Source organism: Kribbella sp. NPDC104218, from assembly GCF_055584105.1.
In genome coordinates, this window is sequence record NZ_JBVJMQ010000002.1 from 767,466 (window position 1) to 790,641 (window position 23,176).

The window sequence follows — 23,176 nt, forward strand, 5'->3', positions numbered from 1 at the left end:
ATGCCGACCAAGGTGTCCTGTCATCGGGGCCGGGGTCAAGGGATCGACAACAAGTAATTTCCCGGAAACACTGCGCGAGTGGACTACGTCGAGCGCCTCCCCGACCCGCGGCTGGCCGACGTCGTCCGCACGGTTTGGATCCAGCACACCGGCCCTGCCGACCACCTGCACCGACACCTGCCGACCGGCGGTGTCGAGCTGCATTTCCCGCTCGGCGGCCGCCCGCAGCTCCTCGGTCCGCTGACCGGCCCGGCGCTCGAACTGATCCCGGCCCGTACGACGATCGTCGGCGTCCGCTTCCATCCTGGGGCGGCGCCGCCGCTCCCAGTCGCGCTCGACGAGCTGGTCGACCAGCGCCTTCCGCTCGCGGAGGTCTGGGCGGATGGCTTGGTTGATGAGTTGCCCGCGACGCCGGAGTACGCGTTGGCCTACCTGCAAACCCAACTGCTGAAGCGCTTTCGGGTCGGTGCCGATCCACTGGTTCGCGCAGCGGCGGTGGCGCTGATGCCGTGGCGACCGACCGGCGTTGACGCTGTCGCCACCCAGCTTGCGCTCTCGGCGAGCCAGCTGCGCCGTCGCTGCCTGCACGCCGTTGGGACGACGCCGAAAGTGCTGCAACGCATCCTGCGCTTCCAAGGTTTCCTCGCGCTCGCACAGGCCGGCGTTGCGCCGTCCGGTCGGCGGGGCCTCGACGGTACGGCGGGGCTCGCGATCGACGCCGGGTACGCCGATCAGGCGCACCTCAGCCGGGAGTGCCTGCGGCTGACCGGGCTGACGCCGACGCAACTGCTCGGCACGGACCTCGACCGCTGCGCCTGCGGACACGACCACGCCGGTTCGTACGAGCCGTTCCTGGCCGGCATGCGCGATTTGTTCAAGAGCCGCGTGCTGGCACGCGCCTAGGGTCGGCCGCATGAGCAAAGTCGTGGTGGCACTGGCCGTCTCGGTCGACGGGTACATCAGCGGACGGACGCCGTCCGGCGCGGCGGAGTTCGGACGCGGGCTCGGCGATGCGGGCCGGCTGTTCGACTGGTACTTCGATGGCGACACTCCGAGCACGGTGTTCGGCGACGGCTTCCGGATGAGCGCGCCGAGCGCGCGGCTCTTCGACGAGCTCGCGGGGCGCGACGGCGCCGTGATCTGCGGCCGGACGACGTACGAACACTCCAGCCACTTCAGCGGCGGAAGCCCGCACCCGAACGCGCCGCTGGTCGTGCTGAGCCGGGAGCCGTTGGAGGTCGGGCCGGAGCAGACGCTCGCGAACAGCATCGAGGCGGCGGTCGAGGTCGCCCAAAAGCTTGCCTCCGGCAAAGATGTCGGCATCATGGGCGGCGGCGCGACCACGTCCGCACTGCAGGCCGGGCTGGTCGATGAGCTGGTCCTGCACCAGGTGCCGATCCTGCTCGGCGGCGGTCATCGGCTGTTCCGCGAACTGACCGAACACATCGACCTGCGGCTGATCGAGGCGATCCCCGCACCAGGTGTCACCCATCTGCGCTACGCCGTCGTCCGATGAGGAGTTGTCATGCTTGATCCCGCCGTCCGCAGCGTTCTCGAAGCCGCGTCCTTCGCCCACCTCGCCACCATCGGACCGGACGGCGCGCCGCACAGCGCACCCGTCTACATCGGCGCGCGAGGTGAGCAGGTCGTCTTCTTCACCGGGCCGAACACCCGCAAAGCGCGCAACCTGGACGGCGATCCGCGGATCGCCGTGTCGATCGTGCCGGCCGAGCGGTGGTTCGAGCCGGTCGTCATCCGGGGCCGGGTGGTCGAGCGGATCGAGGGCGACGCCGCCTGGCCGATCATCGACGAGCTGTCCGCGAAGTACACCGACGAGCCCTATCCGCGCGACGACGAGCGCGTGGTGTTCGTCGTCCAGCCCGAATATCAGAAGGTGGGAATCGGCTGAGGTTGTTACGGTGCCGGGGTGGATGCCCCGGACGTCGTACGCGCGATCACCGCCATCACGTCGATCGTCGGCACCGCTGACGAGGCGGTCCTGCTGAGCAACTCGAACAAGATCATCGTGCGACTCGGCGACGTCCTCGCCCGGGTCGCGTTCGACGGCGAGCACGGGTTTCCGCTGGAGCTCGAGCTCGCCCGGCAGCTGGCCGGCGGCCCGGTCGTCCCGCCGGTGTCGGACGTCGTCCACGAGCAGGACGGCTTCGCGATCACGCTCTGGAAGTACTACGAAACCTCAACCCAGCAAGCGATTTCACCAGCCGCGTACGCCGACGCGCTCGCACGACTCCACGTCGCGATGCGGGCTGCCGACGTCCCAGTACCGCACTTCCTCGACCGCGTCGCCGAAGCCCAGACCAAGCTGTCGGACCGAGCGCTGACGCCAGAGGTCTCCGACGCCGACCGCGAACTGCTCCTGACGACCCTGCACGACCGCAGCACAGCCATCACCGGCCCCACCCAACTCCTCCACGGCGAACCCCACCCCGGAAACCTCCTCGCCACCCCGGAAGGCCCGCTCTTCATCGACCTCGAAACCATGTGCCACGGCCCCATCGAGTTCGACCTCGCCCACGCCCCCGCCCCAGTCGCCGCCCACTACCCAAACATCAACCACGCACTCCTCCACGACTGCCGCCTACTCATGCTCGCCATGGTCATCACCTGGCGCTGGGAAATCGGCGACCAACTCCCCAACGGCATGGCCCTAGCCGCCGAATGGACCGCCGACCTGCGAACCGCCACCACCCACTAACTACGCAGAGCCCCCCACCCCCACGCTCAACCAACCACCCGCTGGCCGCCCCACAGCAGGTTGGTGAGTGCTGGCGGTCCGCACCCCCCGGGGAGGCGAGGTATCTGAGCCGCCGGCGAAGCGGAGCGTAGGTCAACCACCGGGAGGGCGAGGCAGTCAACCCCCGCGGAGGCGGGAATAGCTCAGCCAACGCGGAGGCGGGGGGAGGTAAGCCGCCGGAAGGTGGGGTGGTCAACCGCCGGGCAGGCGGGGATAGGCCAGACGCTTGGAAGGTGGGTGGTTAGCCGCCGGAGACGCCGATTTCGGCGTCGGCTAGGTCTTCGGTGAGGCCGTCGGTGTTGTCGAGCCAGCCGTGCGGGAGGATGACGCGCTCGCGGGGGCTGCCTTGGCGGCCTCGGGGGGCGCCGAGCTCGGCGGTGGGGAAGGGGACGGTGGGGTCGAGCTGGGTGAGGAGCTCGTCGAGGTGGGCGAGGGTGTCGACCATGCCGAGGGCGGCGCGCAGCTCGCCGCCGGCCGGGAAGCCCTTCAGGTACCAGGGGACGTGCTTGCGGAAGTCGCGCAGGCCGCGCTGCTCCCCCATCAGGTCGGCGAGCAGCTCGCCGTGCCGGCGCATCACGTCGGCGACCTCGCCGAGCGTCGGCAGGTTCAGCGCCTCGCCCCCGGCGAACGCGACCGCCAGATCGCGGAACAACCACGGCCGCCCGAGACACCCACGGCCGACGATGACACCGGCGCACCCGGTCTCCTCGACCATCCGCAGCGCATCACCCGCCTCCCAGATGTCGCCGTTACCGAGCACGGGGATGTTCACGTGCTCGACCAGCGCCGCGATCGTCGTCCAGTCCGCCTGACCGGAGTACGCCTGCGCGACCGTCCGCCCGTGCAGACCGATCGCGGCCGCCCCCGACTCCTCCGCGATCCGCCCGGCGTCCAGGTACGTCTGGTGGTCGCGATCGATCCCGATCCGCGTCTTCATCGTGACGGGAATCCCGTACGGCGTCGCGGCCCGCACGGCCGACTGCAGGATCGCGCCGAGCAGATTGCGCTTCCACGGCAGCGCGCCGCCCCCGCCCTTCCGCGTCACCTTCGGCACCGGGCACCCGAAGTTCAGATCGATGTGCGCGACGCCGTACTGATCGCACAACAACTGCACGGCCTTCCCGATGTAGACCGGGTCCACGCCGTACAACTGCACCGACCGAACAGTCTCCCGCTCATCGAACGTGAGCATGTCCAGCGACTTCTGGTCCCCCTCGACGATCCCCCGCGACGTGATCATCTCGCACACGTACAACCCGGCGCCCTGCTCGGCGCACAACCGCCGGTACGCCGCGTTCGTGATACCGGCCATCGGCGCCAGTACCACCGGCGTATCGATCGTCAGATTGCCGAGCTTCAACATGGTCAGGCCTTTGCGACGAGGATCTTGCCGTCGCCGGAGATGCGGGCGTTGTAGGGGGTGACGGCGTTCGCGGTGGTGGTGACGTCGCAGCGGACGCCGGCACCGGTGGACGGGACGACGGCGACCGGCTGCATGGTGCAGGTGATGGTCGCGGCGTCCGGGACGGCGCGGAGGACGGCGTCGACGACCTTTTCCTTGACGACGGCAACGTTCTCGGAGGTGAACTTGTACGTCGCGGTGTAGGGCTTGGCGTTGACGGTCAGGGTGCCGGTGAAGGGCTGACCGGCGTACGTCACCGTGCACTTGAGGGTGTGGTCGCCGGGTTTGTCGGCGGCGTCGATCCCCGGGCAGTTGACCGTGGTCTTGGCCGCCTTGCCGGCGGTCAGCTGGGTCTGCTTGGCGATGGCGAAGCGGATCCGGGTCGCGAGCGGGGCATCGGACTCCGGGGCGCCGGTGACGACCGGGGTCGGGAACGGCTTGGCCGGCTTCGGCAGCGGCTTCAGCGTCGGCGTCGATGCGGTCGGGATCGGCGCCGACGTCGGGCCGGAGCTGCTCGGGGCGGACGGGCTGTTCCCGGACTCGGGCGCGGTGTCCGAGCAGCCGGCCAGCACGAAGACGGCCAGGGCCGACAGCCCGAAGACCGCGAGCCCGAAGCGGAGCCGATCGCCCCTGAGCAGCTTCATCTCAGCAGCCGACCAGAGCCTGGGCGAGGTAGCCGGTGACCTCGCTGAGCGCGACCCGCTCCTGCTTCATCGAGTCGCGCTCGCGGATCGTGACCGCGTGGTCCTCGAGGGTGTCGAAGTCGACGGTGATGCAGAACGGCGTGCCGATCTCGTCCTGGCGGCGGTAGCGGCGGCCGATCGCGCCGGCGTCGTCGAAGTCGACGTTCCAGTTCCGCCGCAGCTCGGTCGCCAGGTCGCGAGCCTTCGGCGAGAGGTCGGCGTTCCGCGACAGCGGCAGGACGGCGGCCTTCACCGGCGCGATCCGCGGGTCGAAGCGCAGTACGGTCCGCTTGTCGACGCCGCCCTTCGCGTTCGGCGCCTCGTCCTCGGTGTAGGCGTCGAGCAGGAAGGCGAGCACGTTCCGGGTCAGGCCGGCCGCGGGCTCGATGACGTACGGCGTCCAGCGCTCGCCCTTCTCCTGGTCGAAGTAGGACAGGTCGGCGCCGGAGTGCTTGGAGTGCGTGGACAGGTCGAAGTCCGTCCGGTTGGCGATCCCCTCCAGCTCGTCGAACTCCTTGCCGCCGAAGTTGAACTTGTACTCGATGTCGACGGTGCGCTTCGAGTAGTGGCTCAGCTTCTCCTTCGGGTGCTCGTAGAACCGCATGTTGTCCGGGTTCAGGCCGAGGCCGACGTACCAGTCCCAGCGGGCCTTCAGCCAGTACTCGTGCCACTCCTCGTCGGCGCCCGGCGCGACGAAGAACTCCATCTCCATCTGCTCGAACTCCCGGGTCCGGAAGATGAAGTTGCCGGGCGTGATCTCGTTGCGGAAGCTCTTGCCGACCTGGGCGATCCCGAACGGCGGCTTCTTCCGGGCGGTGCCCATCACGTTCGCGAAGTTCACGAAGATGCCCTGCGCGGTCTCGGGCCGCAGGTAGTGCAGCCCCTCCTCGGACTCGACCGGGCCGAGGTAGGTCTTGAGCAGCCCGTTGAACATCCGCGGCGGCGTGAAGGTGCCTTTGTTCCCGCAGTTCGGGCAGGCGATCTCGGCCAGCTCGACGGTGTCGGCGTCCTTGTTCTTGCGGCGGGCGTAGTCCTCGCGCAGGTGGTCGTCGCGGAACCGCTTGTGGCACGACTGGCACTCGGTCAGCGGGTCGACGAACTCCGACAGATGGCCGGACGCCTCCCAGACCTTGGTCGGCAGGATGACCGACGAGTCCAGCCCGACGACGTCGTCCCGGCTCGTCACCATCGACCGCCACCACTGGGTGCGGACGTTGTTCTTCAGCTCGACGCCGAGGGGCCCGTAGTCCCACGCCGACTTGGTACCGCCGTAGATCTCGCCGCACGGATAGACGAAGCCCCTTCGCTTACTGAGGCTGACGACGGCATCGACGGTTTCCACGGGCACTTTTGAACTCCAGAAACGGGCACAGGTGAGGTACGGAAAGGTCCAGGCTAACCGGCGTTGGTGGTCAAAGTCGCATCAGCGCAGCTCGAACGGACTCTCGTACGCCGTGGGCTCGTCGATTGCCTGCGACAGCAGCGGAACCGCGGCCAGTTTCACCTCGTACGGCGACAGCGCGCGGCGGTAGCTGCCCACGTTCTCGAACTCCAGCGTCAGCGCGAGCAGCTCGGGATCGTCGACGTTGCGCCCGGTCCGCGCCGCGACGAACCCCTTCTGCCGGCTCAGCACCTCGACCGCCGCGTCCAACCGGACCACGAACTCCGCCTGCTCGGCCTCGCCGACCCGAAACCTGATCACCACGAACACACCCGTCAGCGTACGGCGTCGCCCGGTGACAGCTCGACGCGCCCACCCAGCCAGATGCCGGCGATCTGCTCCCCGGACAGCCGGAAGCGGAGCGTGATCCGGGACGGGCGACCCATGGCCTGACCTTGGCGAACATGGATCGGCGTCTCGTCGGCGCGGACCCAGCCGTTCGCCAGCAGGCCGAAGGCGAGCGCCGCGGCGGCGATCCCGGTCGCGGCGTCCTCCGGGTATCCCGAGGAGCGGGGGAACTGGCGCGCGTGGAAGACCTGCGCGGCCCGGTCGCCGACGGCGTACGGATACAGCCCGGTCGAGCCGAGCGCGTCGCACACGGCCGCCACCCGCCCGAAGTCCGGCTGCAGTCTGTCGAGAACCTCGACGCTCGTCAGCGGCACCAGCGTCTTCACCCGGCTCGTCCGCGCGTTCCGGATCGGCGCCGCACCCAGCTCGGCCGCCGTGATCCCCAGGACGTCGACGACCGCGGCCGCCACGTCGTCCGGCACCGCCTCGACCACCCCAGCAGGCTGGGAAACCTGCACCCGCCGCTCCCCCGCCGGCCCGTCAACCCGAGCATCCACCAGCCCGCTCAACGTCTCGACCCGAACCTCGTCGCCGGGCAGCAGCCCTTCCCGGTCCAGCAGCCAGACCGCTCCGACCGTCGCATGCCCGCACATCGACATCTCATGGTTCGGCACCCAGAACCGCAGCCCGAGGTCACCCCCGGACTCCGCGGACGCCGACACCACGAACCCGCTCTCATGCCCCGACACCCGCGCCACCGCCTGCATGTCCGCGTCCGTCATCCCCGCCGCCGCGAGCACGATCGGCGCCGGATTCCCACCGCCCGGCCCCTCCGGAAACACCCGAACCACCCACGTCTTCGGGTCCATCGGCCGCCTACCTCCATCACATCCGGATCTCACCACCCTATGACCTGGAACAATGGCGCTATGAGTTCCTCCAGCAGTCAGCCGGTGAGCCCGCTGCGGCAGCGAATCACCAAGATCAGCTACCCGTACGTCGCGCGGCTGCACGCCGCCCCGAAGCTGACCCTGCCCGCGATCACCTTCGTCCTGGCCATCGTCGGAGTCTTCGCTCCGATCCCGGTCGGCATCCCGGCGCTCGTCCTGCTGGCGCTCGTGCTCGGCTGGCTCGCGTTCCTCTCCTGGCCCGCGGTCGCCGGCGGCGCCAAGTTCCTCCGCGTCTTCTCGATCCTCGTCATCCTCCTGTTCGCCGTCTCCCGCCTGGCCGGAAACTGACCCGCACCGGCGTCCGGGGTTACCAGTCGTGGACGGTGCCGTCGGCCAAGCGGTTGACCGGTAGGTAGGCGGGTTTGTAGGGGTGGGCGGCGGCCAGCTCGTCGTCCAGCTCGATGCCCAGACCGGGGGCTTCGCCTGGGTGCAGGTAGCCGTCGGTGAAGGTGAACTCGTGCCGGAAGACCTGTTCGGTGGCGGGGGTGTAGCCGGCGTACTCCTGGATGCCGAAGTTGTGGATCGCCAGATCCAGGTGGATCGCGGCGGCCATACCCACCGGGGAGATGTCCTCAGGGCCGTGGATCGCGGACTTGATCTGCTGCTGGGCGGCGAAGTCGAAGAGCTTCTTGAGCGGCGAGACCCCGCCGAAGTGAGTGACCGCGGCGCGGACGTAGTCGATCAGCTGCTCGTTCACCAGGGTGCGGAAGTCGTGGATCGTGTTGAAGACCTCGCCGATCGCGAGCGGCGTCGTCGTGTGACTGCGGACGAGGCGCAGGCCCTCCTGGTTCTCGGCGGGGGTGCAGTCCTCGAGCCAGAAGAGGTCGAAGGGCTCCAGCTCCTTGCCGAGCCGCGCCGCCTGCTGCGGGGTGAGCCGGTGGTGCGAGTCGTGCAGGAGCGGCAGCTCCGCGCCGAACTCGCTCCGCACGGCCTCGAACACAGTCGGGATGTGCCGCAGGTACGCCGCGGTGTCCCAGTCCTCGACGAGCGGACGCGGATGCCCGCTCGGCGTCACCTCCGGCTCACCGTGGACGCCGTACACGCGTTTCAGCCCCGGGACGCCGGTCTGGATCCGGATCGACTTGTAGCCCTGCTCCAACCGCTCCCGGACCGAGTCGAACAGCTCCGGCAGGTCGCGCCCGTTCGCGTGCCCGTAAGTGCGGACGCGGTCGCGGCTCGCGCCGCCGAGCAGCTGGTAGAGCGGCAGGTTCGCGACTTTGGCCTTGATGTCCCACAGCGCGACGTCGACGGCCGCGATCGCCGCCATCGTGACCGGGCCGCGCCGCCAGTACGCGCCGCGGTAGAGCAGCTGCCAGGTGTCTTCGATCCGGTGCGGGTCGAGGCCGATCAGCAGCGGCGCGACGTGATCGCGCAGATAGCTGACCACGGCCAGCTCGCGGCCGTTCAGCGTCGCGTCCCCGAGGCCGGTGACGCCGTCGTCGGTGGTGATCCGCAAGGTGACGAAGTTGCGGCCCGGGCTGGTGACGACGACGGACGCGTCGACGATCTTCATCGAGTGGCTCCTAGCCTTTGGTGGCGCCGGCGGTCAGACCGGCGACGAGATGTTTCTGGGCGAGTACGGCAACCGCGACGACCGGGATCGTCATCACGGTCGAGGCCGCCATCAGGCCGCCCCAGTCGGTACCGGCGTACGAGATGAACGAGAACAGCGCGACCGGCACGGTCATCGTGTGCTCGTCGGACAGGATCAGCGCGAACATGAAGTTGTTCCAGCTGGCCACGAAGGCCAGCACGGACGCCGTCGCCGTCCCCGGTGCGGCGAGCGGCAGCGCGATCCGGCGGAACGCCCCGAAGGCGCTCAGCCCGTCGACCCGGGCCGCTTCCTCGAGCTCGATCGGCAGGCCTTCGAAGAAGCCGATCATGATCCAGAGGATCAACGGCACCGAGACGAACATGTGGCTCAGGATCAGCACCGTGTAGCTGCCGACGAGCCCGGCCTGCGCGAACAGGTAGTACCAGGGCACGAGCAGCGAGATGGCCGGCACGATCCGCGCGACCAGCACCAGCGACCCGGCCCGATGCATCCGGAACCGGCCCACCGCCCAGGCCGCCGGGACGGCGATGATCGCGGACAGCACGGTCGAGGTGACGCCGACGATCAGCGAGTTCGCCATCGAGGGCAGGATCCGCTCGTCGGCCAGCACCGCGCGGAAGTTGTCCAGCGTCGGCCGGAAGATCAGGCCGATCGACGGATCGGTCACCTGGACGTTGGTCTTGAACGCCGCCGCGAACATCCAGACGATCGGCAGGCTGAAGAACAGCGCGACGACGGTGATCGCGACCCCACGAAGCGTCTTCATGCCGCACTCCCGGCCGAGCGGCGGCGCAGTACCAGGACCACGCCGATGATGAACAAGGTGAACAGCACCAGCACCGCCGCGGCCAGACCGTACTCCTGGTAGTCGAAGGTGAGCCCGTAGGCGTAGACGTTCAGCGTCTCCGCCTCGAACGACGATCCGCCGCCGGCGCCCTTCGTCGCGTAGATGATGTCGAACGTCTTCAGCCCGTCGACGGCCCGCAGGACGAGCGCGGTGGTCAGCGTCGGGCCGAGCATCGGCAGGACGACGTACCGGAACCGTTGCCAGGCGTTGGCGCCGTCCATACTCGCGGCCTCCTCGGGCTCCTCCGAGAGTGTCGACAGCCCGGCCAGCAACAGCAGCGTCATCATCGGCGTCCACTGCCAGACGTCGATCAGGACCAGCGTCGGCAGCGAAGCGCGGACCGAGCCGAGGAACTCCTGCGGCGGGATGCCGAGGGCGCCGAGCAGGTGGTTCGCGATGCCGGTGGTCGGGTCGAGGATGAGCAGCCAGAGAATGCCGATCGCGACCGGAGTCGCGAGCAGCGGGATGATGAGAATCGTTCGCACCCAGCGGATGCCGCGGAAGGCCCGGCGCATCAGCATCGCGAGCGCGAGCCCGAAGACCGTCTCCAGCAGGACCGCGGCGACGGTGAACCCGATCGTCCGCCAGACGGCCGGCCAGAAGCGTCGGTTGTCGCCGAACGCGTCGGCGAAGTTCTGCAGGCCGATGCGGTCGGCACCGGCGTTCACCGCGCCGAACGCGTCGGTGGTGCTCAGGTTGAGTGTGAACAGCAGCGGGAAGATGATCATCGCGCCGACGAAGAGCAGCGCCGGCGAGAGCATCAGCCATTTCAGGTGCCGGTTGGCCATCAGGACTCCCGGTGACGGTTGTCGCGGACGAGGAAGTCGGCGAACTCGGCGTCCGCGTCCCGGGCGACCGGCGCGACCTGCTCCTGCAGGACGGCCGACACCAGCGGCCGGCCGACGATGTCGCGGGCCCGGCCGACCTGAAGCACCTGCGGCCGGTCGTGGCCGACGCCGTTCCGCGCGTTCACCTGCATCGCCGCACTCAGCTCCGGCGGGAACCCGGCCGCGGCGGCCGGGTTCGCCCAGACGGACTCGCGGGCGCCCGGAATCCCCGCGGTCTGCAGCGCGGTGACCAGCTGGACGCCGGCCGCCCAGCGGATGAACTCCCAGGCGTCGTCCTGGAGCTGGGAGAACCGGTTGATGCCGAGGCTCCAGGAGGGGATGTTGTACGGCTTGGAGCCGGCCGGGCCGGTCGGGAACGGCGCGTACCCGATCGTCTTGCCGACCGCGGAGACCTTCGGGTCGATCAGCCCGGTGTAGATCGCGTCGGCGTCGATGTAGAAGGCCGCCTTGCCTTGCGCGAAGATCGGCATCGCCTGTTCGAGACTCATATTCGTCGCCCCCGGCGGGCCCGATCGCCCGAGCAGCTCGCCGTAGTACTCGTACGCCGCGATCGCCTCGGACGTCGCGATCGCCGACCGCCCGTCCACGGTGAAGTCCCCGCCGTACGAGTACAGGAAACTCGACCACTGCGTGACCGCGCCACTGCGCTGCCCGCGACCCACATACCCGAACCGGCCCGCACCGCGATCGGTCAGACCAGCAGCCGCAACCTTCAACTCCGCCAGAGTTTTCGGCGGCGTCGGCACCAAGTCCTTGCGGTAGTAGAGCACCGGCCGCTCAGTCACCACCGGCACACTCAACACCCGACCGCCGGTCGTCGACGCCTCCCGCGGCGGCGCTTGAAAGTCACCCCACTCGAACGCGGCATCCTTGACCCGATCACTCAGATCAGCCAGCCAGTCGTTGTGCGCGAACAACAACTGCTCCTGCAGCGGCCGCACCATCATCACGTCGATATCAGTCGCCGAAGCATTCAGCTTCACGTTGTAACTACTCGACAACTGATCCCCGGTCAGCAACGACATCGAAACCCGCCGCCCCACCAACGCCTCGAACTCCGGCAACCGCTCCCGAACCGCCCGAGTCCACACATGATTCACCGCCGCAACCCGCAACGTCGTACTCGCCGTCGGCGCCCCTGCCCCGCACCCGCCCAGCGCGACTCCACCCACAACCCCAGCAGCCAACCCACCGAACGACCGCCGACTCATCACCCGCTCAACCGCCGCCACACCAACCTCCAGCCGGTCCAACTGGTCCTACCAGTTGGACCATAACACACCCATTCCCTCAAGTCCGCCGAAGCGGCCGCCAACTTCGTCTGGCTCAACTACCCACCGGCCGCGATGTTGTTCCCCCGGGGCCCGCTTCCTCCCGGCGGCCAGAGCGAAGCGAGCCCGAGCATCTCCCGAGCCGGACCACTCCTCAGCCGCCGAGGCCAACCCACAACCCAGCCTCAGGTACGACACCTCCGACAACTACCCCGCGGCCGCTGGCTGGGCGAGCCGGGCGAAGTGTCCGGCCGCTGTGGCGGACGTGAGCCGGGCGGGTGGGTCAGGGGGTGGGGTTGGGGTGGAGGAGGGTTTCGATGTGGCGGGCGGCCATTAGGTCCAGGGGGACGTCTAGGTCGGGGCCGTAGGTGCGGAGGGCCAGGGAGAGGTGTTCGCGCATGTGGTGGCGGGCTTGGGGGGCGTCGTGGGACTCGAGGGCGGTGAGGATCTCGGGGTGGTGGGGGACGCCGGGGCGGGCGATGGAGGGGTCGGAGTTGGAGCGGAGCATCATCTCGAACATCATGCCGCTGATCGAGGAGAGCATGGTCCACAGGACGGGGTTGGCGGCGGCGAGGGCGATCTTGTCGTGGAACTCGAGGTCGGCGCGGGCTTTGATGATCGGGTCGGTGGCGGCGATCATCGCGTCGTTGATCGTGCGCAGCTCGGCGAGCTGGGCGGCGGTGGCGCGTTCGGCGGCGAGGCCGGCGAGCTCGACCTCGAGGGGGATGCGGGCCTCGATGAGTTGGCGGACGGTGGGGCGGGCGGCGCGGTAGAGGGCGTCGTACGAGCGGGCGTCCGCGGTGGACTGGTCGATGACGAACGAGCCGCGGCCGGGGGCGACCTCGATCAGGTGCTGGGCCTCGAGGCGGCGCAGGACTTCGCGGAGCACGTTGCGGCTGGCGCCGAACTGCGCGGCGAGCTCGCGCTCGGACGGCAGCTTGGCGCCGACCGGGAGCGCGCCGGAGCGGATCTCGTTCTGCAGCCGCCGGGCGATGCTCTCGGTCAGCAGTCCCCGATGAGCAGGCGGTTCGAAGGCGTCGGCAGGCACAGCACGAAGCTACCGCACCAGCTTGAGTTGGCCGGCGCGATCTTTCTCGATCGTGGCCGCGAGAGTTTTCAGCCCAGCGTCCTGGCCGGCCGCTAGCACGCTGCGGGTGACCAGCGCCGATTGGGTCAGATGGTCCTTGATCTCGCGGCGGAGGGCGGCGTCGAAGGCGGGTCCGCGCAGGTTCTCGAGCGCGGTCACCTCGTCGGTGCGCATCATGCCCGGCATGTCGTGGCCGGCATGGGCATTGGCGGTCGGGAGGCCGGCCCGGTCGCGGGTGGCGACGAGCTGTTCGAGCTCGGCTAGGTGTCCGGTGGTCAGGTCCGCGGCCAGGCGGCGTACGGCGGGGTCGGTCGAGTGGGTCGGCGCCAGGCCGAGGATGTGCAGGAACTGCTCGTCCATCGGGATCATCAGTCCGAGCCAGGCGGCGTCCGTGGGATTGAACGCCGGGTTCACGGTCGCGACGGAGGCCGCCGGGGCCGGAGGCTGCGGGGCCGAACCGCATCCTCCGAGCACACCGGCGACCAACGCCAGTACGAGAAGCTTCGTCACGGACGTCCGTCCGCCCCGCACTTGATGATCGGGCGGATGCAGTCGTTGACCCGGCGGGCCATCTCGGCGACGGGCCACGCGTTGAAGAAGTCGCCGTGCATCGTGAACCCACCGCCACTCGACAACCGGAAGCCGGCCGTCGACCCGTTCACCGGGTAGCGCAGCACCTGCCGCAGCTTCGGCACCGGAACCGGATGAGTCGCCGGGCAGTCGCCGTTCACCGGATAGGACATGTGGCTCTTGTGGTCCGGTGAGTCGAGGTCGCGCCCGTTCCAGCACTGCGGGAAGTCCAGGTACGACTCCAGCATCGAACCGGCCGGGCAGGTGATGAAGTCGTGCCCGGAGCCAGCTTCACCGGCGTGCAGACACGACCACCGGGAGATGGTGTTGTCGTTCGGCCCGCTGGCCTTCGCGTTCCCGGCCACGATCCGCAGCCCGAACGGCAACGGCTGGGTCCGCGCGATGACGTCGTCCCGAACCCCTTCACCCAGGTAATAGAACGTCGTCCCGGTCGGCTCGACCGGCTGATTGTTGGAGTAGAACGTCGGCACCCAGTACGACGACTTGTCGGTCGCCGGGTTGCAACTGGTCGGCGAGTTCGCCAGATCCTCGACCGTCGTGTGGGCGTTCGTCACGGTCGCACCGAAGAAGCTGTGCATGTGCGAGGCGCCCGGCATGTTCGGGAACACGATCGGGTCGTCCGGCAGCCGGTGCGTGTACGGGCAGTCGGCGAGGAACTCCGCCACCCGGACGATCGGTCCGCCGGTGCCGCCGTACACCTGGAACTCCCACAGCGACGCACCCCACTGTGTCGCGCGCTCCGTGACGAGCACGCGGACGTAGCGGCCGGAGCCGGTCAGCGCGATGCTCTGCTCGCCGCCTGTCCCGTTGGTCGTGGTGTGGACGGCGCTCCACTCGTTGCCATCGTTCGAGGTCTGGATCTGGAAGCCGCGCGCGTACGCCGCCTCCCAGCGCAGAGCGACCCGGTTGATGGACTGCGTGGACCCGAGGTCGATCCGGAGCCACTGATTGTCGGCGAAGGTGCTGGCCCAGCGTGTGCCGTTGTCACCGTCGACGGCCGCGGCGGCCGGCGTACCGGCGTTCTCGGTCGACGAAGCGAGGACTGGACGGCCCTGGGACAGCAACGCTTCAGCTGCCTGCGCGGAGCCCGACGTCACCAGGAAGGCGCCGAGTACCGCGAGCACTGTCAGTAGAACGGTCCGTTTCATCACCGGCCTCCTCAGCGGTAGACGCGGACGTAGTCGACGAGCATCCGGGCCGGGAACGGCGTGGCGCTGTTCGGCGGACCGGGGAAGTCACCACCGACGGCGACGTTGAGGATCAGGTAGAACGGGTGGTCGAAGATCCACGGGCCGCGGGTCGCCTCGAGCTGCGCCTTGTCGACCGTGAAGACCGTCGTACCGTCGACCTGGTAGGTGATGCTCGTGGAGTTCCACAGCATCGTCCAGGTGTGGAAGTCGTTCGAGAAGTCGGCGCCGCCGGGCAGGCCGTAGGTGCCACCATAACCGCCCGCGCCGTTGTACGCCGGAGCGTGCAGCGTCGAGTAGCCCTTGGTGGTCTCGCGGCCGAGGATCTCCATGATGTCGATCTCGCCGTTGTACGGCCACGGCCGTCCGGTCAGGAAGTCCGACCCCATCATCCAGAACGCCGGCCACAGCCCGTTGCCCTTCGGCACCTTGATCCGGGCCTCGATCTTGCCGTACGTCGTGTCGAACTTCGTCCCGGTGTTGATCCGGCCGGAGGTGTACTGGCACGTCGTGCTGCCGCTGACCGGGTCGACGGGACACGTCGTACCAGGCGTGGCCTGCCGGCGTGCCTCGATGACGAGGTTGCCCTGACCGTCGGTCTGGACGTTGTCGTGGTTGGTGTAGACCTGCAGCTCGTTGTTCTGACCGGTGCCGGGGTCAGCACGCCACTTGGTCGCGTCCGGCTTCGCACCAGCCCGGGTGTTGAACTCGTCCTGCCAGACCAGCTGCGGCGGGTTGGCCGGATCGGACGGCGGGGTCGGCGGCGTGTTGGGCGCACCACCGGTGCCGTAGACCTGGAACTCCCACAGCGAGTACCCGTACGGCGTGTTCCGCTGCGTGCCGTACATCCGGACGTAGCGGCCGCTCCCGGAGACGGTCAGCGTCTCCTTGAAACCGGGGCCGTTGGTGTTCGTGTAGATCGTCGACCAGTTCTGCGCGTCGTTCGAGACCTGCAGCTGGTACGACTTCGCGGACGCCGGATCCCATTGCAGGACGACCTTGTCGATCTGCGCGGTCGCGCCGAGATCGACGTAGATCCAGCCCGGGTCGACCCAGCCGCTGTCGGTCGCGGTCGCCCAGCGGCTGGCCGCGTCGAGGTCGAACGCGCGGGCCGGCGTGCACTCCCAGCAGTTCGAGTCGTGCTGTTGCGACGAGGCGACCCCAGGCTTGTTGTATGACAGGAGTTTCGAGCCCGGAGCCGGGCCGCTCCCGGAGCCGAACACCTTGAACTCCCACAGCGAGTAACCCCACTGGGTCGCGCGCTGCGTCCCGAGTACGCGGACGTACCGTCCGGTCCCGCTGACATTCAGAGTTTGGTTGCCTCCGGCACCATTCGTGGTGCTGTGGACGGTCGTCCAATTGGCGGCGTCCGCGGAGACCTGGATCTGGAAGGCGCTCGCGTACGCCGTTTCCCAGGACAACTGCACCTGGGAGATCGCGGCCGACGCGCCGAGGTCGACCTGGATCCACTGCGGGTCGCCGAACGCGCTCGACCAGCGGGTGCCGGCGTCGCCGTCGACGGCCGAGGCGGCGCCGAAGACGGCGTTCTCCGCGGACGATGCGGTGGCGGTCTTGCCTTGGGACAGCAGGACGTCGGCGGCCCGCGCGGGGAGCGCGACGAGCAGGCCGAGGAGCAGGGAGAAGGCGGCCAGCGCGGCCGCGGTTCTCGGGCGGGTGAGATGTGGCATGGGCGTCTCCGGGGCAGTCGGATACACATCTGAGGGAACGTTCCCTGAGTGCGAGATTGTGCGCTGGGGGGAACGGTGTCAAGAGTTGACAGGTTCCGGAACCGTGAGATCCTCGACGTCAGGGAGGGAGCCATGATGAGGCGGCCGACGTTGCACGCGGTGGCGGCGCGGGCGGGGGTGTCGAAGTCGAGCGTGTCCCGGGTGATCAACGGGGAGCCGACGGTGGCGCCGTCCATCCGCGAGACCGTGCTGGCCGCGGTCGCCGAGCTCGGCTACGTACCGAACGGCGCGGCCCGCAACCTGGTCACCCAGCGGACGAACACGATCGCGATCATCGTCTCCGATCCCCCGCAGGGCCTGGTCTCTGACGACCCAATGTTCGCGATGGTGGTCCGGGCCGCGAGCCGCGAGCTGGAGCGCACCGGGTTCCAGGTGTCCCTCGTGCTCGCGGGCTCCGACGAGAGCCGCCGCCGCGTCGAGCAGTACCTGGCCGGCGGCCATGTGGACGGCGCGATCCTGGTCTCGATGGACGGTTCCGACCCGCTCCCGGCGTCCCTGTCCCGCACGGGGCTGCCGATCGTCAGCCACGGTCGGCTCGCGACGCCGGGTCTGATGCCCTGGGTCGACAACGACAACCGCGGCGGCGCGACCCAGGCCGTGCGGCACCTGCTCGACCAGGGCCGGCGCCGGATCGCGACGATCTCCGGCCCGCTCGACATGACCGCGGCCCAGGAGCGGCTGACGGCGTACCGCGACACCCTCAAGGACACCGGACGCCGCTCGATCGTCGCGCTCGGCGACTTCACCCGGATCTCCGGCGCCGAGGCGATGCGGCAGCTCCTGGACGATGACCCGCAGCTGGACGCCGTCTTCGCGGCCAACGACCTGATGGCGATCGGCGCCCTGCGCACCCTGCGCGAAGCCGGCCGCCGCGTCCCGGACGACGTCGCCGTGATCGGCTTCGACGACATCGAGGCCGCCCGCTACACCGCGCCCGCCCTGACCACGATCCGCTCCCCCATGACCGATCAGGCCGTCCGGACCACGCAGCTCCTGCTCAACTTGCTGACCACCGGCGAAGCCGCCCCGGTCGTCCTCCCCACCGAGCTGATCATCCGCGAGTCCGCCTGACACGAAGGACAGGAGGTACAACCGGCGCAACGCCGGCTCCGGCCGACCGCCAAGCGTGCCGCCCGGCCGCGGCGTCCTGTACCTCCTGTCGTTAAAGCACCTCGACCAAGCCGAGAGCGGTCAGGCGGTCCCGCATCCACTCCAGCTCCTTGACCAGGCGCTTGGCGAGTTGCACTCGGGTGCGCGGCGGCCGCGGCCAGGTGTAGGTCTCCGACTCCAGGTGATGTGCGAGCGGATGCCCACCGCCCACCAACCGTTTCAGACACTCGTCCAGGACGGCGTTCGTCGCGGTCAACGGAGGTGGTGGCGCGACATGTGCGGCGATGTGGGCGTGCATCCGCCAGCAGGCATGCCCGGACAGCTGATACGACAGGCCGACGTCGTCGACCCCAGGCCCACACCACTCCCGCACCTGCCGCAAATACTTGGGATCGCCAAGATCGGCGAGCGCCTGCCGGCCGGCGCCGTCCGACGGGTCGACGAGCTGCGGCGCCGCCGACAGCTGCGCCTTCACGATGTCGACGCCGTCCCGCCAGAGCGTTTCGAACGCAGCGTCCGGCTCCTCGAACTGGACGGCGAGGTGGCACGAGTCCAGCCCGAGGCCGATCTTCGACCTCCCGGCGTCCGGGCTGGTGTAGCGGCTCAGCCAGCCCGCGGCCTGCCCGACCATCTCCAGCACGCAGCCGGGCTCGGGCTCGACCGCGATCCGGATCTTGCGCCCGGTTCGGCGTTCGGTCCGGTCGAGGTGGAACTCGAGCCGGTCGAACGCGACCCGCGCGGCGGCGTCCCGCGCCTTCGACCACGGCTCCCGCCAGGCCAGTGGGAGCGTCGAGACCGACCCGTACTCCGCGTCCGCCGGCATCAGCTCGGCGAGGATGTCGACCAGGTCGACCGTGTAGCGCAGCCGCTCGGCGTCCGTCCAGTCGGGGCAGTAGACCTTCGCGCCGACGATCGGATCGGTGTACAGCGAGTGCGCGACGCCGTTCAGCGAGACGACCTCGAGCTGATTGCGGACCAGGGCCCGCCGCAGCCGGCGCAGCGCGACCGGCGAGTTCGCCAGCCGGTCGGCGAGTGGGCTGACCAGCCAGAGCCCGACTCCGAGCACCGGTACGCCGAGGTCGGCGCGCGCCGTACCGGCACAGCCGTCGAGCCAGCGGACCAGCTCGTCCAGATCGGCAGCCGGATGGACTGTCCCCGCATATCCCAGATGGACGATCGAGCCGTCCCGATGGCGGAATCTCATCTGCGCTCCTCACCCCGTCAGGGCGGCCACAGAAGGTAGTCATTGGCGGACTCTCCGTGACCTAATTGCACTGTAGAAGGCCCGGTCCCCCGGTGGAAGAGCTGTGGTTCAGTTGTTGTTTTCGGTCCCGGCCAGATCTCGGGACCGGTCCGCCACCGCCATCGCCGCGAGGGCGGTCGTGAGCGGGACGGCGGCGATGATGCCGAGGCTGCCGACCAGGCCGCGGACGATCTCCATCGCGACCAGCTCCGTCGAGACGACGTACTGGCCGGGCAGGCCCTGGATCGCGAACGTGATCAGGACCGGCATCGCGGCGCCGGCGTACGCGAGGACCAGCGTGTTGACGACGGAGGCGACATGCGTCCGACCGATCCGCAGTCCGGCGCCGATCAGCTGGGCGCGAGTCGCGGCCGGATTCGCGGCCGACAGCTCCCAGACCGCGGCCGCCTGGGTGACGGTCACGTCGTCCAGGACGCCGAGCGCGCCGATCACCATGCCCGCGACCAGCAAGCCGGTCAGATCGAGATTCGGGAAGAACTGCTTGGCCGCCGAGGCGCCCTCGGGCGCGATCCCGGTCAGCAGCGTCAGCTTGGTGAAGAACCAGCCCAGCAGCACGGTCAGCCCCAGCGCGGCGACCGTGCCCGACAAGGCGATCGAACTCTCGGCGCTGATCCCGTGCGTCAGGAACAACGCGACCGCCATGATCACCGTGCCGCCGACCACCGCGACCAGCAACGGATTCGAGCCCTTGAGGATGGCCGGCAGGATGAACTGCGTCAGCATCACCGCGGTCACCGCGAGCGCCCCGAGCGCGGCCAGCCCACGCCAGCGCGACAGCGCGACCACCGCGAGCGCGAAGACGCCGGCCAGGATCAGCAGTGGTTTCGTCCGGTCGTGATCGACGTACTGGTAGCGATCGGCGATATCCGTCGCGTCGCTCTGGACGCCGAGCATCAGCGTGTCGCCGACCTTGACCGGGATCGGCGCCTTACCGGCCTGCGGAACCTGGACGGGCGCCGCCTGCCCCTTGTCCGGCCCGTCGCTGAGCTGGACCGTCGCCAGATCGCACTGATCCCGCTTCTCCGGGCAGGCCACCAGTTTGGTCACCTCGCCGCGGGCGGTCTCGGTCTGGTACGACGCGACCTTCACACCGCCGCCCGGCCAGAGCACGATCATCGTGATCACCGCGGCCGTGATGAGCGGCGCGAGGATCGCGGCGACGACGATCCGGACCCGGCGCGCGACGATCGCGTCGGCGTCCACCACGGAGGTGTCCACCACATGATCACCGTGTCCATGGCCGTGCCCATGCCCGGCGGGCACGTCGAGCCGCTCCCGGCGGGGACTGCGGCGGTCGGCTCGGCGGCGTCCCACGGGTCGGCTGGCCATCGTGATGAACTCCCTGTTTTGACAATCATCTCCCGTTAAATGAAAATGATTGTCATGAGATCTTGTACTCGCGCGGTTGTCGCCGGCGTGGCCGCCCTGGCCGCCATCACCCTGGCCGGATGCGGCGGATCGTCGTCCGGTGGATCCGGTGGCGACAAGCTCGACGTCGTGACTTCGTTCTACCCGCTCGAGTTCATCGCCCGCACAGTGGGGGGTGACGCGGTGAACGTGACCACGCTGACCGCGCCCGGCGTGGAGCCGCACGACCTGGAGCTGACGCCCAAGCAGGTCGGCGAGATCGCCCAGGCGAAGGTCGTCGTCTACGAGAAGAGCCTGCAGCCGGCCGTCGACGAGGCCGTCGAGCAGAACGCCAAGGAGACCGGTTTCGACGTCGCCCCGGCCGCGGAGCTGGAGGCCACCGGCGCGGACTTCGAGGAGCACGAGGAGGGCGAGGCGAAGGCCGCCGCCCACAGTGACGAGGCCCTCGACCCGCACTTCTGGCTCGACCCGGTCCGCTACACCAAGGTCGTGAACGCGGTCACCGACAAGCTGGTCGCCGCCGACAGCGCGAACGCGGACGGGTACAAGGCGCGCGCCAAGACGCTGCTCGACGAGGTCGGCAAACTCGACTCGGAGTTCAAGACCGGGCTGGCGGACTGCAAACTGAAGACGTTCGTGACGAGTCACGAGGCCTTCGCCTACCTCGCGAAGCGGTACGGTCTGACGATGGTCGGGATCGCCGGGTTCACCCCGGACGCCGAGCCGACCCCGACTCGGATCAAGGAGGTCCAGGAGATCGTGAAGTCCCAGCACGTCACCACGATCTTCTACGAGGAGCTGGTCAGCCCGAAGGTCGCCGAGACGATCGCGAAGGACGTCGGCGTCAAGACCGCTGTCCTGAGCCCGATCGAGGGCCTGTCGGACGCCAACTCCCAAGAGACCTACCTGAGCCTGATGCGGGAGAACCTCCAAGAGCTCCGGAAGGCGAACAGCTGCGCGTGACACCCAAGAACGCGGACCACGACACCGCCGCGAAGACCGTCCAGGTCACCGATCTCTCGGTCGACCTGGGCGGTCGTCCCGTGCTGCGGGGCGTCGACCTGCAGATCCGCCAGGGCGAGGTGGTCGCCGTCCTCGGCACCAACGGCTCCGGCAAGTCCACGCTGATCAAGACCGTGGTCGGCCTACTGCCGGCCGCCCGCGGGGAGGTTCGGCTGTTCGGGACGCCGGTCCCGCGGTTCCGGCAGTGGAAGCGCGTCGGGTACGTCCCGCAGCGGATCACCGCGGCGGGCGGCGTCCCGGCCACCGTCTACGAGGTCGTCTCGTCGGGGCTGCTGTCCCGGCGGCGGTTGTTCGCGCCGCTCGGCGCCGCCGGTAAGGCCGCGATCGAGGACGCGCTGCGCGTCGTCGACATGGCCGACCGGCGCAAGGACGCCGTCGCCGAGCTCTCCGGCGGCCAGCAGCAGCGCGTGTTGATCGCCCGCGCCCTGGTCTCCGATCCGGAGCTGCTGATCCTCGACGAGCCGACGGCCGGGGTCGACCTGGCCAGCCAGCAGATCTTCGCCGACGCGATCCGGGAGCGGGTCGCCCGCGGCACCACGGTGGTGATGGTCAGCCACGACCTCGGTCCGATGGACGCACTGATCGACCGCTCGGTGATCCTGCGCCGCGGCCGGATCGTGTACGACGGCCCGCCGCACGCCTCCCAGACCCACGCGCACGTCCACCACACCGACTCCAACGACTCGGGGTGGCTGACCTCATGACACTGTTCGAGCTCGAGTTCATGCAGCGCGCGCTGATCGCGGGGTTGCTGACCGGCCTGTCCGCGCCCGCGATCGGGACGTACCTCGTCCAGCGGCGGCTGTCGCTGATGGGCGACGGGATCGGCCACATCGCGATCACCGGCGTCGCGCTCGGTCTGCTCACCGGCACCGCGCCGGTGCTCACCGCGATCATCGTGGCGATCGTCGGCGCGACCGCGATCGAGCTGGTGCGGGCTCGCGGTAAAGCGAGTGGGGACGTCGCGCTCGCGCTGCTCTTCTACGGCGGGATCGCCGGCGGCGTCCTGCTGATCGGTCTGGCCGGTCAGGGCGCCGCGACGCTCAACACCTACCTGTTCGGCTCGCTGACGACGGTCTCGACCAGCGATCTGTACGTCGTCGTCGGGCTCGCCGTCGCCGTCCTGGTGATCGCGATCGGTCTCGGCCCGCAGCTGTTCGCCGTCTGCCAGGATGAGGAGTTCGCCCGGGTGACCGGCCTGCGGGTCCAGCTGCTGAACCTGCTGATCGCCGTGATGGCGGCCGTGACGGTCACCGTCGCGATGCGGACCGTCGGGTTGCTGCTGGTCAGCGCGTTGATGGTGGTTCCGGTCGCGACCGCACAGCAGATCACGCGATCGTTCCGCAGTACGTTCGTCACCGCGTGCGCGATCGGCGTCGCGGCCTGCCTGGCCGGGATCATCACCTCGTACAACGCCAACGTCGCCCCCGGCGCGACCATCGTCGTCCTCGCGCTGGGCGGTTTCGTGATCGCGGCCGCGGTCGGGACGCTCCTGCGCCGCCGCTCCGGCCGGATCGCGCCGCTCGACGACGAGGAGCCCGAGGTCGGCGTACCGGCTCCGGCGCCGCACGTCGTCAGCCCGTCGCACCCGCACGCGCACAACCCGGAGTGCGGGCACAAGAAGGTCGAGCACGGCGATCACGTCGACTACGTCCACGACGGTCACCTGCACGCAGCGCACGGCGACCACTGGGATGAACACTGATTTGCTGACTTCTGAGACAATTACTGGCGATGCCGCGGAAAAGCCGGTGCGGA

Annotated in this window: 24 protein-coding genes; 9 read left to right on the forward strand and 15 right to left on the reverse strand. The window is 69.3% G+C overall.

Annotated elements, in window-relative coordinates:
- The first annotated feature begins 78 nt into the window (after positions 1–78).
- From ACZ6ZD_RS19490 to ACZ6ZD_RS19505, 4 genes are read left to right on the forward strand one after another with little or no spacing between them, the layout of a single operon-like run.
- Positions 79–903 carry a DUF6597 domain-containing transcriptional factor gene (locus ACZ6ZD_RS19490; protein ID WP_465673959.1) on the forward strand — a complete coding sequence of 275 codons (825 nt, stop codon included), beginning with the start codon at positions 79–81 and terminating at the stop codon, positions 901–903.
- Between the two features lie 10 nt (positions 904–913).
- Positions 914–1,516: a dihydrofolate reductase family protein gene (locus ACZ6ZD_RS19495; RefSeq protein WP_465673961.1), complete on the forward strand. Its 603-nt coding sequence runs from the start codon at positions 914–916 to the stop codon at positions 1,514–1,516.
- A 9-nt stretch (positions 1,517–1,525) separates the two neighbouring features.
- On the forward strand, positions 1,526–1,909 hold the full coding sequence (locus tag ACZ6ZD_RS19500; protein WP_465673963.1) for a PPOX class F420-dependent oxidoreductase: 384 nt from the start codon (positions 1,526–1,528) through the stop codon (positions 1,907–1,909).
- An 18-nt stretch (positions 1,910–1,927) separates the two neighbouring features.
- Positions 1,928–2,716 carry a phosphotransferase gene (locus tag ACZ6ZD_RS19505; RefSeq protein ID WP_465673965.1) on the forward strand — a complete coding sequence of 263 codons (789 nt, stop codon included), beginning with the start codon at positions 1,928–1,930 and terminating at the stop codon, positions 2,714–2,716.
- Between the two features lie 280 nt (positions 2,717–2,996).
- On the opposite strand, the gene dusB is transcribed toward ACZ6ZD_RS19505, so the two are convergent.
- The 5 genes from dusB to ACZ6ZD_RS19530 form a co-directional block, all read right to left on the reverse strand.
- The gene (gene dusB, locus ACZ6ZD_RS19510; protein WP_465673967.1) at positions 2,997–4,118 is read right to left on the reverse strand and encodes a tRNA dihydrouridine synthase DusB; all 1,122 of its coding nucleotides are present in this window, start codon (positions 4,116–4,118) and stop codon (positions 2,997–2,999) included.
- 2 nt (positions 4,119–4,120) lie between these two features.
- Positions 4,121–4,801, reverse strand: coding sequence for a hypothetical protein (locus ACZ6ZD_RS19515; RefSeq protein ID WP_465673969.1), 681 nt, complete (start codon positions 4,799–4,801; stop codon positions 4,121–4,123).
- 1 nt (position 4,802) lies between these two features.
- Positions 4,803–6,188: a glycine--tRNA ligase gene (locus ACZ6ZD_RS19520; RefSeq protein ID WP_465673971.1), complete on the reverse strand. Its 1,386-nt coding sequence runs from the start codon at positions 6,186–6,188 to the stop codon at positions 4,803–4,805.
- A 75-nt stretch (positions 6,189–6,263) separates the two neighbouring features.
- A complete protein-coding gene (locus ACZ6ZD_RS19525; RefSeq protein ID WP_465673973.1) occupies positions 6,264–6,551 on the reverse strand; it encodes an antibiotic biosynthesis monooxygenase family protein in 288 nt (95 codons plus the stop codon).
- A gap of 5 nt (positions 6,552–6,556) precedes the next feature.
- On the reverse strand, positions 6,557–7,438 hold the full coding sequence (locus ACZ6ZD_RS19530) for a PhzF family phenazine biosynthesis protein (protein ID WP_465673975.1): 882 nt from the start codon (positions 7,436–7,438) through the stop codon (positions 6,557–6,559).
- Positions 7,439–7,498: 60 nt separating this feature from the next.
- On the opposite strand from ACZ6ZD_RS19530, the gene ACZ6ZD_RS19535 reads away from it, so the two are divergent.
- Positions 7,499–7,807: a DUF6703 family protein gene (locus ACZ6ZD_RS19535; RefSeq protein ID WP_465673977.1), complete on the forward strand. Its 309-nt coding sequence runs from the start codon at positions 7,499–7,501 to the stop codon at positions 7,805–7,807.
- A 19-nt stretch (positions 7,808–7,826) separates the two neighbouring features.
- Here the strand turns inward: ACZ6ZD_RS19535 and manD are convergent, their stop codons facing one another.
- The 8 genes from manD to ACZ6ZD_RS19575 form a co-directional block, all read right to left on the reverse strand.
- Positions 7,827–9,032: a D-mannonate dehydratase ManD gene (gene manD / locus ACZ6ZD_RS19540; RefSeq protein ID WP_465673979.1), complete on the reverse strand. Its 1,206-nt coding sequence runs from the start codon at positions 9,030–9,032 to the stop codon at positions 7,827–7,829.
- Positions 9,033–9,042: 10 nt separating this feature from the next.
- Positions 9,043–9,840 (reverse strand): carbohydrate ABC transporter permease, encoded by a 798-nt coding sequence (locus tag ACZ6ZD_RS19545; RefSeq protein WP_465673981.1) that lies wholly within the window; start codon positions 9,838–9,840, stop codon positions 9,043–9,045.
- The gene (locus ACZ6ZD_RS19550; RefSeq protein ID WP_465673983.1) at positions 9,837–10,709 is read right to left on the reverse strand and encodes a carbohydrate ABC transporter permease; all 873 of its coding nucleotides are present in this window, start codon (positions 10,707–10,709) and stop codon (positions 9,837–9,839) included. The genes ACZ6ZD_RS19545 and ACZ6ZD_RS19550 overlap by 4 nt, the downstream gene beginning before the upstream one ends.
- The gene (locus ACZ6ZD_RS19555) at positions 10,709–12,001 is read right to left on the reverse strand and encodes an ABC transporter substrate-binding protein (protein WP_465673985.1); all 1,293 of its coding nucleotides are present in this window, start codon (positions 11,999–12,001) and stop codon (positions 10,709–10,711) included. Before ACZ6ZD_RS19555 ends, ACZ6ZD_RS19550 begins: the two co-directional genes overlap by 1 nt.
- A 322-nt stretch (positions 12,002–12,323) precedes the next feature.
- The gene (locus ACZ6ZD_RS19560) at positions 12,324–13,088 is read right to left on the reverse strand and encodes a FadR/GntR family transcriptional regulator (RefSeq protein WP_465673987.1); all 765 of its coding nucleotides are present in this window, start codon (positions 13,086–13,088) and stop codon (positions 12,324–12,326) included.
- 9 nt (positions 13,089–13,097) lie between these two features.
- Positions 13,098–13,637, reverse strand: a complete 540-nt coding sequence (locus ACZ6ZD_RS19565; RefSeq protein ID WP_465673989.1) for a DUF305 domain-containing protein — start codon at positions 13,635–13,637, stop codon at positions 13,098–13,100.
- On the reverse strand, positions 13,634–14,866 hold the full coding sequence (locus ACZ6ZD_RS19570; protein ID WP_465673991.1) for a DUF1996 domain-containing protein: 1,233 nt from the start codon (positions 14,864–14,866) through the stop codon (positions 13,634–13,636). The genes ACZ6ZD_RS19565 and ACZ6ZD_RS19570 overlap by 4 nt, the downstream gene beginning before the upstream one ends.
- 11 nt (positions 14,867–14,877) lie before the next feature.
- Entirely contained in the window at positions 14,878–16,593 is a 1,716-nt protein-coding gene (locus ACZ6ZD_RS19575; protein WP_465673993.1) for a galactose-binding domain-containing protein, read from the reverse strand.
- Between the two features lie 132 nt (positions 16,594–16,725).
- Between ACZ6ZD_RS19575 and ACZ6ZD_RS19580 the strand changes: the two genes are divergently transcribed.
- Positions 16,726–17,724 (forward strand): LacI family DNA-binding transcriptional regulator, encoded by a 999-nt coding sequence (locus ACZ6ZD_RS19580; protein ID WP_465673995.1) that lies wholly within the window; start codon positions 16,726–16,728, stop codon positions 17,722–17,724.
- A 91-nt stretch (positions 17,725–17,815) separates the two neighbouring features.
- Here ACZ6ZD_RS19580 and eboE read toward each other — a convergent pair whose 3' ends face one another.
- Entirely contained in the window at positions 17,816–18,967 is a 1,152-nt protein-coding gene (gene eboE / locus ACZ6ZD_RS19585; RefSeq protein WP_465673997.1) for a metabolite traffic protein EboE, read from the reverse strand.
- Positions 18,968–19,075: 108 nt separating this feature from the next.
- Positions 19,076–20,248 (reverse strand): YibE/F family protein, encoded by a 1,173-nt coding sequence (locus tag ACZ6ZD_RS19590; RefSeq protein ID WP_465673998.1) that lies wholly within the window; start codon positions 20,246–20,248, stop codon positions 19,076–19,078.
- Between the two features lie 162 nt (positions 20,249–20,410).
- Here ACZ6ZD_RS19590 and ACZ6ZD_RS19595 point away from each other — a divergent pair, with 162 nt between their 5' ends.
- Genes ACZ6ZD_RS19595 through ACZ6ZD_RS19605 form a run of 3 tightly spaced genes read left to right on the forward strand, consistent with a single transcriptional unit; the run spans position 20,411 to position 23,123 of the window.
- Entirely contained in the window at positions 20,411–21,358 is a 948-nt protein-coding gene (locus ACZ6ZD_RS19595) for a metal ABC transporter substrate-binding protein (RefSeq protein ID WP_465674000.1), read from the forward strand.
- A complete protein-coding gene (locus tag ACZ6ZD_RS19600; protein ID WP_465674002.1) occupies positions 21,355–22,122 on the forward strand; it encodes a metal ABC transporter ATP-binding protein in 768 nt (255 codons plus the stop codon). The genes ACZ6ZD_RS19595 and ACZ6ZD_RS19600 overlap by 4 nt, the downstream gene beginning before the upstream one ends.
- Entirely contained in the window at positions 22,119–23,123 is a 1,005-nt protein-coding gene (locus tag ACZ6ZD_RS19605; RefSeq protein WP_465674004.1) for a metal ABC transporter permease, read from the forward strand. The genes ACZ6ZD_RS19600 and ACZ6ZD_RS19605 overlap by 4 nt, the downstream gene beginning before the upstream one ends.
- The last annotated feature ends 53 nt before the right edge of the window (positions 23,124–23,176 follow it).

Coding starts and splice junctions, on each gene's coding strand:
- ACZ6ZD_RS19495 (WP_465673961.1), top strand. CDS start 914: ATGAGCAAAGTCGTGGTGGCACTGGCCGTCTCGGTCGACGGGTACATC.
- ACZ6ZD_RS19500 (WP_465673963.1), top strand. CDS start 1,526: ATGCTTGATCCCGCCGTCCGCAGCGTTCTCGAAGCCGCGTCCTTCGCC.
- dusB (WP_465673967.1), bottom strand. CDS start 4,118: ATGTTGAAGCTCGGCAATCTGACGATCGATACGCCGGTGGTACTGGCG.
- ACZ6ZD_RS19515 (WP_465673969.1), bottom strand. CDS start 4,801: ATGAAGCTGCTCAGGGGCGATCGGCTCCGCTTCGGGCTCGCGGTCTTC.
- ACZ6ZD_RS19530 (WP_465673975.1), bottom strand. CDS start 7,438: ATGGACCCGAAGACGTGGGTGGTTCGGGTGTTTCCGGAGGGGCCGGGC.
- ACZ6ZD_RS19535 (WP_465673977.1), top strand. CDS start 7,499: ATGAGTTCCTCCAGCAGTCAGCCGGTGAGCCCGCTGCGGCAGCGAATC.
- manD (WP_465673979.1), bottom strand. CDS start 9,032: ATGAAGATCGTCGACGCGTCCGTCGTCGTCACCAGCCCGGGCCGCAAC.
- ACZ6ZD_RS19545 (WP_465673981.1), bottom strand. CDS start 9,840: ATGAAGACGCTTCGTGGGGTCGCGATCACCGTCGTCGCGCTGTTCTTC.
- ACZ6ZD_RS19550 (WP_465673983.1), bottom strand. CDS start 10,709: ATGGCCAACCGGCACCTGAAATGGCTGATGCTCTCGCCGGCGCTGCTC.
- ACZ6ZD_RS19570 (WP_465673991.1), bottom strand. CDS start 14,866: ATGAAACGGACCGTTCTACTGACAGTGCTCGCGGTACTCGGCGCCTTC.
- ACZ6ZD_RS19575 (WP_465673993.1), bottom strand. CDS start 16,593: ATGCCACATCTCACCCGCCCGAGAACCGCGGCCGCGCTGGCCGCCTTC.
- ACZ6ZD_RS19580 (WP_465673995.1), top strand. CDS start 16,726: ATGATGAGGCGGCCGACGTTGCACGCGGTGGCGGCGCGGGCGGGGGTG.
- eboE (WP_465673997.1), bottom strand. CDS start 18,967: ATGAGATTCCGCCATCGGGACGGCTCGATCGTCCATCTGGGATATGCG.
- ACZ6ZD_RS19595 (WP_465674000.1), top strand. CDS start 20,411: ATGAGATCTTGTACTCGCGCGGTTGTCGCCGGCGTGGCCGCCCTGGCC.
- ACZ6ZD_RS19605 (WP_465674004.1), top strand. CDS start 22,119: ATGACACTGTTCGAGCTCGAGTTCATGCAGCGCGCGCTGATCGCGGGG.